The organism is Ruegeria sp. HKCCD7628, from assembly GCF_057221005.1.
Genome location: NZ_JBWVBA010000005.1, coordinates 147,848 through 162,068, shown reverse-complemented (window position 1 = coordinate 162,068; position 14,221 = coordinate 147,848). Strand labels below are relative to the sequence as shown.

7 protein-coding genes are annotated in these 14,221 nt (G+C 55.2%); 1 reads left to right on the top strand and 6 read right to left on the bottom strand.

Annotated elements, in window-relative coordinates; translation table 11 throughout:
• Window positions 1–1,143 carry a S8 family serine peptidase gene (locus tag AC2TAD_RS13130; RefSeq protein ID WP_480868167.1) on the bottom strand — a complete coding sequence of 381 codons (1,143 nt, stop codon included), beginning with the start codon at window positions 1,141–1,143 and terminating at the stop codon, window positions 1–3.
• 618 nt (window positions 1,144–1,761) lie between these two features.
• On the opposite strand from AC2TAD_RS13130, the gene AC2TAD_RS13125 reads away from it, so the two are divergent.
• Window positions 1,762–2,613, top strand: a complete 852-nt coding sequence (locus AC2TAD_RS13125) for a ComEC/Rec2 family competence protein (protein ID WP_480868165.1) — start codon at window positions 1,762–1,764, stop codon at window positions 2,611–2,613.
• Window positions 2,614–3,232: 619 nt separating this feature from the next.
• Here the strand turns inward: AC2TAD_RS13125 and AC2TAD_RS13120 are convergent.
• Genes AC2TAD_RS13120 through AC2TAD_RS13100 form a run of 5 tightly spaced genes read right to left on the bottom strand, consistent with a single transcriptional unit; the run spans window position 3,233 to window position 14,211 of the window.
• Window positions 3,233–8,767 (bottom strand): protein kinase domain-containing protein, encoded by a 5,535-nt coding sequence (locus AC2TAD_RS13120; protein WP_480868163.1) that lies wholly within the window; start codon window positions 8,765–8,767, stop codon window positions 3,233–3,235.
• On the bottom strand, window positions 8,760–10,073 hold the full coding sequence (locus tag AC2TAD_RS13115) for a tryptophan 7-halogenase (RefSeq protein ID WP_480868161.1): 1,314 nt from the start codon (window positions 10,071–10,073) through the stop codon (window positions 8,760–8,762). Before AC2TAD_RS13115 ends, AC2TAD_RS13120 begins: the two co-directional genes overlap by 8 nt.
• Entirely contained in the window at window positions 10,070–11,392 is a 1,323-nt protein-coding gene (locus tag AC2TAD_RS13110) for an FAD-dependent oxidoreductase (RefSeq protein WP_480868160.1), read from the bottom strand. Before AC2TAD_RS13110 ends, AC2TAD_RS13115 begins: the two co-directional genes overlap by 4 nt.
• Before the next feature lie 5 nt (window positions 11,393–11,397).
• A complete protein-coding gene (locus AC2TAD_RS13105) occupies window positions 11,398–11,919 on the bottom strand; it encodes a hypothetical protein (RefSeq protein ID WP_170356624.1) in 522 nt (173 codons plus the stop codon).
• 24 nt (window positions 11,920–11,943) lie between these two features.
• Entirely contained in the window at window positions 11,944–14,211 is a 2,268-nt protein-coding gene (locus tag AC2TAD_RS13100; protein ID WP_480868158.1) for a TOMM precursor leader peptide-binding protein, read from the bottom strand.
• Window positions 14,212–14,221 lie beyond the last annotated feature (10 nt).

Below are 14,221 nucleotides of genomic sequence, written 5' to 3'. Positions count from 1 at the left end.
TCAATCCGGGACGAAATCCGGTGAGACCGCCCTGCGCAAGGAGACTTCTCCAACGCCGTACACGGAGCTGCGCTTGCACGCATTATCTACTGACAGAGTGCACGAGTCACTAAAATTGCTGATTGTATCCGTCCTTGCCGTTTGCAACAGGCGGTCGACGACAAGTTCACCGGCATTGCTTTGATTAGACAGATAGTTCTGGTGCTTACCACCAACCATTGCGGCGATACCGGAAACATAAGGCGCCGCAAAAGAAGTACCTGCGAAGCCCATCTCTGCGCTGTTTACGCGAGCGACCAGGAACATGTCCTGAACCATCGTATTGCTACCGGCGATTGTAGAGTAGTCGGCAATGGTTGTAGGAGCCAACTCTAGGTTCGCTTCGACGAGATTACCATTTTCGTTATAAGCGTCGCCGGCTTCGTAGTTCGTAGGAGCCCAATCTAGAGCCCCAACGAACAGCGCATTCGGCGCCCCGATAAGCGAGATATTTAGAGTATCCACATAGTTAGCTGGAATTAAACCCAATTCAATCGTGCCCGTGTCGACGTGCTGGCCGTTCGTGTTCCCGGCGGCTTTGACAAATATATCATTCCCTCCATTCCAGGCCTCGTCAGCCAAAGAGTCCCAAAGAGTATTGCCAAAGGAGTAGTCTGCGTCGACAACGGTTCCTTCCGGATCAAATAGGCCAAAACTCATGTTGACAACCTGAACAGCCGCGCCGGAAGCATAATGATTGCTGATTACGCCGGTCCTGTCTCGACCTCTGACCGATGTCGGTTGGTCGACGTTCCTGTACGACGCGCCGGGAGCGACCAAGCGTGACTGAAGGGAAGTCCACTCTCCATGGGTCAATGTCTGTGTCTGTCCGACTAGATTTCCTGAGAAAGCATTGCTTGAAAAGTTGTCCAAAATTACCAAGTGCGAACCAACGCCGGTAATATTGTTCGAGAATGCCCAATCCACCTCAGGATGCATCCACCGATAATATTGTAGACCGATTTCTGGTTCGGGTTCCGGCTCAGGATCTGGTGTCGGGTTGCACCGCGGACTTTTGGGGTTACACGCGTCCGCTACGCTGGGGGTCAACGTAAGCAGTGAAAGCGCGAACGTTGAAACGATAAACGTTTTAAAGATCGTCATATTCGTTCCTCCTAAAAGAGGGATGGGAGCCTAACATAGTCGTGAATTCGGGCAAAAATTGGGTAAATATTCGGGCGTAAATGCGGCGAATTAACTAGCTTTTTAGAAACAGTTTGTGGGCCCTCACAATACTGGTTCTAATAACGATTTGATAACAGTCGCAGCGATACGTTTGTGAGCGGATTGGTCTCGGAGCTGTCGAATGCCCTTGCAGCATCCGGTTCTCGTGGCAACGGCTGCTCAGGGCTCGGTGCGGTCTTTCGCTACGATCTGACTAAGGGACCGCTATGCGGACAGAGCAGCCGGACGCCTACGTAGCATATTAACGAACTTCGGTGTTAGGCTATTAACTAAAAAACTAGAATGCCAGCGCGTTGCTATTTGGATCGCCGTTTGGTTCATGGTCAGCTGCCGTTGTGGCTTGTCGAAGGAAGAAAATGAAAACACGTAAACTAGGCGCAAACGGACCTGAAATCGGTCGTTAGCCACTCAGATTATGATCACTACAACGGCTTCAAATCACTTCTCAAAGATCGTCGTTTTGAAGTCGAGAACATCTACCACAATGGCATAATCCGCTATGACGACGACAATTTGCCCTCCGGAACAGAATTCGATTTGGGTAAACTCGTCGCCAAATCTGTTGGTGGCAAGACAAGGAAGGTGTTGACCGAGACCTTTGACAGTTTGACACAGGCCGAAAACCTCATTTCTCAAGGTCATCTCGCTCCTGCTTTTCGAAGCTTCTGGAAAGCTGCGTTAGACGCAAAGGAAGATGGAAGACTGGGAAGAGCCAATCGCATCACTGTTCGCGACGAGACCCTTCCAGGGTATTCTGACGAAGGTGAAGACAGGCTCTCGGTTTCGGTCCTAGGGCCAGTACCAACGAAAACATCGGGCAAAGTTGAATATGTGGCTTTCCCAGATGCACATGACATCGCGAAGCCTAATCCAACGATGAGTTCTTCTCATACTAGAAATGGCCACTCGATTGTTTTGAAGTTGAAATTTGGAGATCACACAATCCTGCTGGGTGGAGACCTCAACATACCAGCGCAGCAACACCTCATGGAGCACTATGGAAACGAAAATCCGTTTCGCGTCGATGTTGCCAAAGCCTGCCATCACGGTTCATCAGATTTCCACGTCGAATTCCTGAAAAAGGTGAAGCCGCGAGCCAACGTTTTCTCATCGGGGGACAATAAGTCGTTTGACCATCCGATGGCCGATGCTGTGGGGGCTGTGGCAAGACATACAAGGGGCTCGCATCCTCTGCTGTTCTCAACCGAATTGGCACGAGCAGTTTCAAGTTCTGGTACCCACTACGGTTTGATAAATCTCAGAAGCAATGGCTCCACGCTTGTGATGGCTCAAATGAAAGAGCAACGCAAAAAAGCTGATATCTGGGATTCATTCACAGTGCCGTATCCAGGAAAGTTTGCTGGAGAGATCGAGGCATCCGAAGCTTAACGGCCTACGTCCAAAGCGATCAATTCTTGTCTTCGTGCTGAACCTTCCCCAACTTCAGCAGCAAATTGAGCTGTCGATCATCCATCTGTGAGATCACGATGTTCAACTTCACAAGCAGTTTATGGCGAGCAACTGATACATCCACATCTTCGAGCTCGAAGAACTTCCGCACGGGCAGTCCTAGCGCTTTGGTGATATCTTGGAGCGTGGAATAGTTGGGCGCAGTTTTACCTCACTGGATGTTGGATATGGTCTCGAACGGCTTGTCGATGGCTTCCTGTCAATCGGCATTCAAAACTGACCCCGTATCGGCATCCAATTTTGACCCCCTTAGTGATGAGTAGGCCCCGGTGCTTCAAAAGTACTCTAATTGATGGGAAATTGGATCCCAAGATCAAAGCGGAAACCACCCGCACAGCGACCTGCAATGGAAACCGCCGCGCAAGTTCACAAGAGCCAAAACCAATACCGCTTAGTTGTCCGGTGAAACGGGGGCTGGATCACACACAAAACAATGCCTCGCATTCGTCTGGGTGGAAACTCAACGAGTCCTTTGCCAGTGACGACTTGTTTTGTCGCGCCAACACAATTGAAAGCGAAGCGTTGTGGTTTAGATCTCCTAAGCGAACTTCTGAAGCGACGCTCGAACGTCAGGGGGTACGGCTGTAAAGCGAACGGTAAAGCATCCGTCCTGATCGTTTTGATCCAGTACTTTCGCAAACACCGTCAGGGGTTCGGTAGAACCGTTTGCTTGCGTGATTTGAATTTGCAGATCCGTAAGGGGGCTGGGTGCCTCTGTCGTCATAATACAGGCTTCCGACGGGGAAAGTTTAAAAAGCTTGCCCTCTTGGGCGTCGCCAACGACTTGCTTGCCAACGACGGTCCTAAAGTGAACGGGTAGAGGTGGATTTATCTCGACCAATTCGACCGGTTGAGCGGACAGGCTGATGTCATAAGTTCCACCCACGCCAAAAAGTTCGTGCAGCACCAGCGGCTTGCCAGCACCCTTGGGTTCGACTGTGCGCTTGCTGCCAAGTTCCAGGGGCGCTCTTGACGACTTGAGTGTCTCATCTGCAATCAGAATTTGCCCACCGACAGTATAGCTTTCGATCCGCGCCGCCAGATTGGTCGTGCTACCGACAACACTGTATTTTGCGCGCTTGTCCGAGCCGATGTTTCCGACCACAACTTCACCTGTGTTCACCCCGATTCCCATCTCGATTTCAGGGAAACCATTCGCGGTGTTCCACTCGTTCACCCGCACCATCCGCTGCTGCATTTCCAAAGCACAGGCCAGGGCGCGTTCAGTGTCGTCGGGTCTTTGCAGGGGGGCGCCAAACACCACAAGGATTGCATCACCGATAAAGGCATCAATCGTGCCGTTGTATTTCTGAATGACGTTTGTCATCTCACTGAGATAGCTGTTCAGCATAGCCACGATGTTTTCTGGCGGCAGTGTGTCGGACAAGGTCGAGAAACCCCGCAGGTCTGACATCAACACCGTGACCGTCGTCTTCTTACCGCTAAAGTCGATCCCGTCCGCAGATTTCAACAGTTGATCGACGACTTCGCTGGCCAGAAACTGGCCAAAGGTCTGTTCTAGGAACTTGGCGTGAACCTCAAGTTGTTCGGTGCGCTCGCGGACTTTGTCTTCGAGATGTTCAACGATCTCGGCATTGCGCATAGATACCGCAATCTGACCCGAAAGCAGTGAAAGCAAATGAGCGCGTTCAGGTTTAAACGCTGCACTGACCAGATTGTTTTCCAGAAATACAAGGCCGATCAGTTCGTTCTGGTGCAGGATCGGCTGACACAGAACCGAACGTGTTTCGTTTTCCTGGACATAGGCGTCCACCATGAACCGCTCATCAATCTGAGCGTCGTCCACAAGGACAACATCATGCGTACGCGCCGTATAGTTGATCACGCTGGCCGGGACCAAACGTGCGCCTTCAGCCGAGTCGAGCCGAACGGGTTCCTGAACGCCAGTTCCGTCGGATATGACGCTAACCTCGGTTTCGATCACCAGATCGTCCCCGCGCGCCAGTAATAGAACGCCGCGCTGCGCACCGGCGTTCTCGATCAAAATTCCAAGCAGCCGATCCAATAGGCGCCCCACAACCACTTCGGCTGAAATGGTTTGCGCGGCCTTAAGTAAGGTGTTCAGGTCAAGATCTTGCCCAAGCAAGTGATTGGTCGCGACTTGCGTACTCGCAGAAATGCTTTCTGTCACAGGCTGGCTGGTGGCGCGACGCTCGCGATGTTCGGCAAGCAGTTGCGGGAACTCCAGCTCAAGCTCTTCGACTTTGCGTTGAGCCCCCCAAAGGCGGTAGGCATGTCGTGCATCCCGCAGATACATCATCCCGATCCGGGCATTCGGTCGTGGGGTCATGATGTACCGCGCGGCCAGTTCGCAGGCCAACGCTTCGTCCTGAAGGAACCGACCTTTTTGAGCCGCCTCAATAGCCCCGTCAAACAGATCGAGGACTTCGACATCTTTGCCATCCAGACGTGCGACTTCAGCAGCGACCATTAGGCGTTTGGCTTCAAAGTTATCTGGGCCGGACTCCGCCCATTGGCCCAGCCTTTCAAGATTTGCATCAAGCTGGGCTCTGAGATCCGGGTCGGGGTCACCGTGCTGCAGAATAGCCGCAATGGACAGGGACTGATAAAGCAGGTGATCGGCAAGACAAGGATGGTTGATCACAAAGCTCAGAAGGGGCTCAACGAGTTTTGTCTCGAGCAATGCGTCATGTGGGCGTCCAAAGACATACAGAGCCTGCGCTTTCAAAATCCGATAGAAACAGATGGCCATGGACATCTGGTTCTGCTCGCACGCTGACAGAAACGCGGCTTCGTCCAGGTCGTCAGTGGAGAAATCGGCACTGGATTGCGTTCGCCCGGCCAGGGTCGAAAGCCCCAGACGATAGGCGTTGATACCTGCGGCTGCCCCATGGTTCTGGGCTTTGTGCAGAGCGTCCAGTTGCGCCGGCATCGCATCCAGAACCTGGTCCAGCGGTTTGCCGGCAAAACTGTCTATCACGACCCGATACATGACCAGATATCCAGCCCACAAGATATCGCCCGAGTTCATTCCCTCGCGATAGCCTCGTTCGATCACCGGAATCGCATTGCGAACATGTTGGACCCACGGGATCAACTCGACACCTGTGACCAGGCAAACGGTTGCAGTCGGCGCGCGCGCTCCGAACTTGTCACACAACCGCAGGGCCAATTCCCCAAAGGCCAGACCTTCGCGGTACTTGCCCATGAATGCACCGATGATCAGGCCAAAATTGGCAAAGAACAACGCGGATTCCGGTGCGTTGCCATGCTTGAGCGACAGTTGAACAGAGGTGCCGACGATCTGTGGGAAAAGTTCCTGCCTGTTCAGGAAGGCCGCAATGGTCAAATGCCGCAAACAACGTTGGGCCAGCGCGATTTCTGGGCTGTCCACGTCCGGGTTTCCGAAAAGATCCGCAGGGTTGCCCTCACCCAGCATACCGGCTGCCTGACCGATAGCGTTTTGCCCAGCCTCTTCGAGGTTCTCGAGGCTCATCTGAACCCCGACAAGCTCCAGCGCTTTTATCCCTGCGTTGATGGCTTCGTCGAACTCCATCAAAAGGGTGTGCTGGGCGATCCGTGTAAAGTAGATCTCGGCTTTCTCTAGGTCGGTGCGCGCATGTTCAAGGGTTGCGTTAACGATTTCGGTGCAACGTTCGAAATTACCAGTTAGATATTCCAGAGATGCTGACAGGTTTTGGGCCTCGAACATCAGCTCGTAATTCTGGTTCCAGCCGTCCGACCCCAAAAGCTCTGAGGCGGTGTTCACGAAAGACAGCGCGGCACCGTACGCGGCCGAGTCAAAGGCCTTGCGGGCGGCTATCAGGTCAAGATGGGCAAGATCAAGCTGTTCTGCTCGGTCCTCCATATCGTCCCGGCCGATATTCAACTGATCGACCACCTCGAAGATACGGTCGTTTATTTCATCTTCCGCAAGCCGGGCTCTCAGTTGGCGTCCGATTGCAAGGTGCACGCTGCTGTGGCCGTCTGTTTCGATTAGGCCGTACGCCGCCTGTTGAACTCTGTCGTGCTGAAATGCGAAATCCCGCACGACAAGCGGCGACAGCGCGTTGTCCATTTCCGTCACCACAAGATCGGACAATGGCTGAATCATCTCTTCCCTAATTGCGGGCAACAGACATTCAAATGCTTGTTGAGGTTCGATCTTGAGGATCAGTGCCAGTGTTTCAATATCGAAACGGTTGCCAATACAGGCCGCAATTTGCAGTACGTTCTGCGTATCCTGTTGAAGGCGCCGCAGTTTTTCAAGCAACAGATCAACCACGTTGTCGGTTATTTTGGCAGCGCGGATCGCCTGGATGTCCCAAACCCATTTCGCGGGTTCACCGTTTGACTCGGATTGCTGGGTGATCAGTTTTTCATGGTGCAGATCCGTAAGGAACTGACGCACGAATAGAGGATTACCCTGCGTTTTTTGTACCACAAGTTGCGCTAGGTCGATCAGTCGTGATGCGTCGGCGTGTAGCGTATCTGCAATCAGGCTGGCGATATCCGACATACCCAATGGGGCAAGGGACAGGCTGGACAGACGTCCCCCGGCTTCTTTTACAGCATCCAGAGCACGGGTCATCGGATGCATCGCGTCCACTTCGTTGCTGCGGTACGCTCCGATCAGCAGAAGGCGCCCGATTTCTTCATCGGTCAAAATCACGGACAACAGGCCAAGCGTTGCGCTGTCGGCCCATTGCAGGTCGTCCAGGAAAAGCACCACAACCCGGTCATGTGCACACAAAGCACGCAAGAACCGCCGAACTGTTTGATTGAAACGGTTCATCGACTCGGCGGCGTCCAGTTCCGGAGCTTCCGGCTGCGGGCCGATGATCAGTTCAAGTTCGGGTACAACGTCCAACAGAACCGAGGCGTTGGGCGCCAGGGCTTCGTTCAGTTCTTTGTTCCAGGTCGCGTGGCGTGTCTGGCTTTCGGTCAAGAGCTGCCGCACGAGGTCTTTCAGCGCGACTGTCAGCCCCGAATACGGGTCGTTCTTCTTGAACTGTTCAAATTTGCCTTTGATGAAATAGCCGCGTTCACGGGTGATCGGTTTGTGGACTTCGTTGACCAGCGCGGTTTTACCAACGCCTGAATACCCTGAAACCAGCATCATTTCAGCCGGGCCCTGCCGAACGCGTTCAAAGGCCTCTAGCAAGGTGCGCACTTCGCGGTCGCGACCGTATAGCCGCTGGGGCACAGTGAAGCGTTCTGTCTGGTCCCGACGTCCCGGTTCAAACCGGTCCAGATTCACGCCAAGGCGAACGGCTTCGAGATCGGCAATAATTCCTGCGGCGCTCTGGTATCGGTCTTCAGCCTTTTTGGCCATCATACGCCCGACAATCTTCGACAGGGGCAGCGATACATCTGGATTGCGGCGATGCGCCGGAACCGGTTCACGCGCTACGTGGCAATGCACCAGTTCCAGCTTGTCTTCGGCCTCAAACGGGGGCACGCCGGTCAGCATTTCGTAGAAAGTCGCACCCATGGAATAAAAGTCGGTGCGATGATCAAGGGTCCGGTTCATGCGTCCGGTCTGTTCCGGCGAGATATAGGGAAGCGTACCCTCCAGAACTTCGGGGCTTTTCAGAACAGGATGTTCGGTCGAAAACTGCGTCGCAATCCCAAAGTCGATCAGTTTGACCTCTCCCGTGCCGGGATTGATCAATACGTTCTGAGGCGAGATATCCTTGTGAATGACGTTGGCTTGGTGGATGCCCTCTATGGCGCGGGTGATCTGCAGGGCGGTCTCAAGGAATTCATCATGTGACAGCGCCCGGCTGGAGAGCAGTTCACCGACTGAAATGCCATCGAAGTCTTCCAGCACCATCATCAGCGATTTGTCGTGACGATTGAGTTGAAGAGCACGGATCACGCCCGGCAGGTTCAGGCTGTTGGTAATCTCAAACTCGCTGCGGTATCGCGCAAGTCGGCTGGCGCTGGGGAAGTCGTTCTTGAGGATCTTGATGACCACATGTTCCCCGTCCGAGTCCCGTGTTGCGCGAAACACAAAGGAGTTGGTGCCTTCATAGAGACGTTCGGACAATTGGAAGCCCGGGACGAAGGACATATTGATATTAGACATGTGTGCCGTTACCCGCCGACGTATTGTTTGCGTTATAATAGCCTATACCATGGCCAACTTGTGCAAAATTTAGTTCCGAGAAGTTTCCGAACGGGATGAATTTAGTCAGCTTGGGCAAGATGTCCTGCTCCCAAATATCCTGTTTCGTGCAAGCGCCGATTTCCGTGCCCGGTAAGTCGCGTCCGACATCCAGAAAATCACTCATGGCACCGATATGCCCCCTCAGGTACGCGTGTTTTCCAGCGTACTCAAGACTGCGCGCAGCCAAATCCCAGAACGGGCTGTTCCAGCGTGAACCACGCACATAGTGCCAGGCGATAAACAACGAGTTGCGCAAGACATAAGCCCGCATTGTTCTGTTGGCATGATCGACGGCTTGGATATCTGTTGTGCTTTGGGGGTGATGGTCCGTCATCCAGCGCTGCGCAATACGGACCTGCATGATCGTTGCGCCAATGGCGGTGGCCTCAAGCGGTTCAACGAACGAGGCCGCGTTGCCGATAGTAAAGACGCGCCCATCAAACCACGTGCGCCGCATGAAATTCGGAAAACTGACCCGAACGCGAATCTCGGCCAGTTCCGCACCTTCTTCTTTGAGGAAGCTGTCGAAATCCGCCAATACGTCCTCATCGCTGTTTAGCGAGGGATTGAAAACATATCCGCACGATGTCCATTCCCTGAGCGGTATCTGGAAGATCCACCCGTGTGGCCGGGCAACGATGCGGGACATGCTGGTGTCCTGGCTGGGCGGAAGGCGGCGCACCATCGCGCGGCCTGTCGGGATCCAATCCATTCGGATGATGTCAGGGTCTGCCGGTGCTTGATCCCACGCCCCCGGAGGAAAACCGCGCGCGTCCAGAACATAGTCGCAGTGCAGATGGCTGCCATCCTCAAAACCAATGTTCACGCCGCCGGGCAAGCTGTCCAACGAAACCACCCTCGCATCCATCTGGGTCGCGCGCACATGGTCTCGGATAATGCCAGTCACGCGACCGGCGTCAAAGTGGTATCCGAACAGGCGCGGTGGCTGGAATCGGTTCACGAAATCCATGTCCCGCGATCCCCAGCCTTCATAATAGGACCCCGATTTGACTGTCGCGCCGCACCGTTCCGCGATCTCATCCGGGCCGATGCCGGTGACTTCGTTTAGCCACAACGGGAACCGCGGTGTGGTTCCCTCACCAACGCCGATCGTCGGAATGCGGGAATCGTAGATATGCCAAAGTTGCGCCTTTGGGAAATAGCGGGTCATATGGGCCGCAGCGATGAATCCGGCGGTGCCTCCGCCCAATACAGCAACTTTCATGCTACGGCCTCGTTCAAAAAGGATTCGGGTGCGCGTAGCATATGCTGAATCTCCAGCAAAACTATGGCCAACGCTGGGTCAAATGGCGCGGCTTGAACAAGACTTTCGACCTGAGGTGTCAGGTTGGTATTTGCTTCAGGGTCTGTCCATGTTCCGGTGGCAATGCGCCACGGCCATTCATTGTGCCGGGCCAATTGAGACTGGAAAGACCGCGCGTGTGGTTCTGGCTGATCCAACCATCGCGAAAGCAGTTGGACCCCCCGCGCGGCCGCAGTCATTCCTAGCCCGGCATAGGGATCCAGCGCGCAAACACTATCGCCAAGAGCAAACAGGTTTTTGGGCCACGAGGGATAGTCCTCATACCGACGTCGACGGTTTGCCGTGCGTCCAAACAAATGCGGCGGCGCGACTGTTTCGGCGTGTTCCAATATGTCACTCAAGGTGGGGTCGGACAAACCAGCCGCCAGCTTCAGTACACCCGGCCCATCAGTGGGCAGAGGTTCAGTTTCGGGCGTTTGCAATACCACGCCCCAAAGGTCATTTTCAGCACGCATTATCATTCCCGCACGTCCGCTCGATTGGCGGGTAGGGGCCAGCGCAAGCCCGTGCCAGTCAGGGGCTTTATCCGCAGGCAGGCGAACCCAAAGTGAAACGTATTGCCGACCGGGCGCGATCTCGGTTCGGGTGATGCGATACGTGTCTCCGAAGTGCTGGGCTAGCCACCGCGGCAGACGCGAGGCCGCGCCGCTGGCATCGATGACAAGGTCGGCATTGTCCAAGACCTGAACAACGCCCGTGGTCGTCTGAACCCGGACACCAGAGACGCGCGATGCGTCTGGCGTGAGCGTCAGACCCATGACGCGATCGCCTTGGCGGATGCGTATATTTCCGGCGCGGCTCAGTAATCGGGTCAGCGCCGTTTCAATCAGGCACCGCGAAGCGCCGTACAGGGTTATGCCGGTTTCAACCCGCGGGAGCCATCCCGAAGATACCCGCATCGCGACATCCGCGCCCGCATCGTATGGTACTGCACCCAGCGCGATCAATTCCGCGCGCCAACCGGGCACCAGATCGTCAAACGCGCGGGCCCCGGCACCCATAAGCATGTGCAGGCAATGGCTTTGCGGCACGGCTGAGCGGGCCGCTGGGGCGCTGCTGTTTGGTTGGGCATATTCAGACCGTTCAAGCACCGTGACGCGCGTAAACCGGTCTTTCAGCATATGGGCGCACAGCAGCCCTGCTATGCCGCCACCAATGACCAGCGCATGTGCGCTTTCCTTGGCTGGCGTAAAGGGCTGAGAGGCTGCTGGCGTGACCATGCCTGTCAGAATGCGTCCTTGGGGACATCATAAGAGATGCGTTCGAACGTCTGCGACACGACAAACTGAAAACCATTGGTTTTGCCTTCCTCATCCCGCGGGACAAAAGGTCCAATAATGCGCCGTTGGTTGGGATTCAGGAAATACTGGTTGTTGTAGTAGTCCCCGGTCGGAAAATTGAGGTGGAACAGATACGTCCCCGGTGAGCTTTCGACACCGTGGACCTTGACCGCGCCAGTAATCGATTGGCACGATTTGCCATCAACCTGCAGTTCAAATTCTCGCAGCACAAAAAGGTCTTCTAGGGCTTTTCCGTGTTCGTGTTCCTGGATCAGTTGGTCAAGGCTCCCAAGGTCTTCCTGCCGGTAGTGCATGACCTTCCCGGGCTCTTTCCAGTCGATGGTCAGGATGCTTGGGCCAGTGTACAGGTATTCACCCTTGTTATCGTAGACGATCGAATGACCGGTCCACATCCCGATCATAATGTCGAAAGGGCGGGCATAGTCAAAAGGGGTAGGGCTGATCATATCTGAAATCCTATTTGGTTGCGGTCAAAACTGTATCACATGCGGGTTCAGGTCATTCTCTTGCGTCCGCTCAGCAAGCCAACCCTTCTCTACGGGAACGTCATAAAGCCGTCCGGGGCCGAACCGGGCCCAGAAGTGGCGCAAGCCCGGTGCAACGACCCGCACAACCGGGAAATTCACGTCCGGTCGGGTCTGATCCAGTACCAGAACGTCGATGTTCTTTGCTTTCAGACGTGAGAGGCAGGTCTGGATATCCACAAGCACGTCGTCAGCTGCGAGGCTGCGCGTTCTGTCCAGCGCAAGCATGGGCTGCGTTTCGTCGGGCACAAGGTAGCGCGCCTCTTGCAGCCGCGTTGTGCGCCACCAATCTACTGCATCCGAATTGCCAAGATAGCTTTGCTGCATGGTTGTGCCACACGTTTTAGGAACGGCTTCAAGGGATTGGTTTATTTCCGTCAAAGCTCGCGACAGGGCAACCTCTGGGTCGAGGTGACAACCAAAGCCGTAGATGATGTCTTCTTCTTGTTTGTCTGTTCGGGCCGAGATCGCTGCGAATGTTGGGATGCCGATATCGCTTGTAACGTCTATCACCGTGAGGGTTCGATGCAGTTGGGCATAGTGCGCAGACAGGTCACGACCGTAAGAGTCGCGCGCAGCGGCCAGGTCGACGCCTGGCCGGTTCAGCCGGTTGTACCACCAGATCGCGACAGCGTCGCGTTCGATCAGCTCCAATAGCCCCTGCAGAATAGCTTCTTCCAGTGTTCCGCCGGCGGCACAGCCGTTAGAGTCGGCGCGGCCGAAACTTGGGCCGGGTCCTCGATAGCCAAAATAGCACATGGAGGTCGGCAGATGGCGTATGCGCGCTTCTCCCAATGACCAGAGCGGTGTCCATTCGATTTGTGCCTCAGGGTCGAAAGGTTCAGGCACCCAATAGGCCTTGTGCGTCTTGCGATTAAGCTCGGCCCGATCCGCAAACTGCTGGGCGCTATAGCCCTGACACGCGTTTGGCAGGATCGCCGTGTCTAGGTCCCGGTACCGGGCAAGATGCCGAGGTTCCGAGCCGTCGAACACTCCGCAGTACCGTTCCAATGACTCAGCTATCGCGCTGATGCGAGCCTGTTCGGGGTTGCGCCCCTTGCCGCCAGACCGTCGCCGCAGACCCTCGCGCAGGAAGAACTTGCTGTCGTGCAAATCCGAGAAGTTGTGATCGGCGGAATAAGTCGGTGTGATCCACTCGGGGCTGCCGTCTGGCCCGCTGCGGATACCTGGTTCCAGCGCGCCGACAATCCCGGTGATCGGACTGACATGCCTGTCCAGAGCAGCCTGAATATCGGCGGGGCGGCGCGATCTGTGCCCGCCATCTGTTCCTTGCAGCTTGGGGCGGGATCGCAGAACTGGTCTATCGGGTGTCGTTTGCGTCTGTGCGGGATCGCCACATACTGGGCATTGAGGGCGACGCGTCAGAACATGGGCCTTTCGTTGCATTGACAGATGATCTGTACTGATCACTCGGTCGGCCAACATCTCTGGTCGGCCCGTTCCGATCCAGCGCGCTACTTCCGTCGCGATTTCGGCCAAGGCCGCAAATTTTGACGCGGCGAGACTACCTTGCGGGGCCAGCAGCGCTTTGTCCAAGCCATTTAAGCGACCAATGTGGGTATCGACCCTGCGGTGCCACCGAAGGCGCTGCGTCAAACATTCAAGACATGCGGTTTCGCCGGGAACAAACGCCGGGCCCAGCCAACTTTCCATTCCGCCAGGGCTAACCAATATCCATGGTCTTTGTTCTGCGACGGCCTTTTTGTTCCACTCGGCCAAGTCCCGGTTTAGGTAATCGTCTGCAACAACGACACTCAGCTCACCGCGATCCGCGACACAAAGCCCGTTCCTTTCAAGCAACATGCGCAGATCTTCGGCAGTTCCATCGTCGCAGATTACATCGACCGTCGCGTTTGCTAGACGTTCCGCCGCTTGCGACGGCAATGCCCCAGCGCATTCCCAGAAGGCTTGCTGCTCGCGGGGGATGGAGGCCGTATCTTCAGCTAGAAAGCCGCGCTGTTTCAGAATGTCCAACGCTGAGAATATGTCGGCACTGAGATAGCGCCGGCACAGTTGGTCAAATATGTCGTCAACCAGAAAAGACCCGTCCAGCAATGGTGCCAGATCCGAGAAAATTGGGCTGGTCAGGCAAACATGGCCCTTGTGGCTGAAAAGGTACAAGCCCTCTTCCGGGACAACGATCGCCTCTAGGCTTGATTTAAACCGCGGTGCCGCAATGGCACTGGCATACATTGGGGCCCAT

Bases quoted from the DNA above. Each gene is read 5' to 3' on its own strand.
- AC2TAD_RS13130 (WP_480868167.1), bottom strand. From the start codon at position 1,143: ATGACGATCTTTAAAACGTTTATCGTTTCAACGTTCGCGCTTTCACTG.
- AC2TAD_RS13120 (WP_480868163.1), bottom strand. From the start codon at position 8,767: ATGTCTAATATCAATATGTCCTTCGTCCCGGGCTTCCAATTGTCCGAA.
- AC2TAD_RS13115 (WP_480868161.1), bottom strand. From the start codon at position 10,073: ATGAAAGTTGCTGTATTGGGCGGAGGCACCGCCGGATTCATCGCTGCG.
- AC2TAD_RS13110 (WP_480868160.1), bottom strand. From the start codon at position 11,392: ATGGTCACGCCAGCAGCCTCTCAGCCCTTTACGCCAGCCAAGGAAAGC.
- AC2TAD_RS13105 (WP_170356624.1), bottom strand. From the start codon at position 11,919: ATGATCAGCCCTACCCCTTTTGACTATGCCCGCCCTTTCGACATTATG.
- AC2TAD_RS13100 (WP_480868158.1), bottom strand. From the start codon at position 14,211: ATGTATGCCAGTGCCATTGCGGCACCGCGGTTTAAATCAAGCCTAGAG.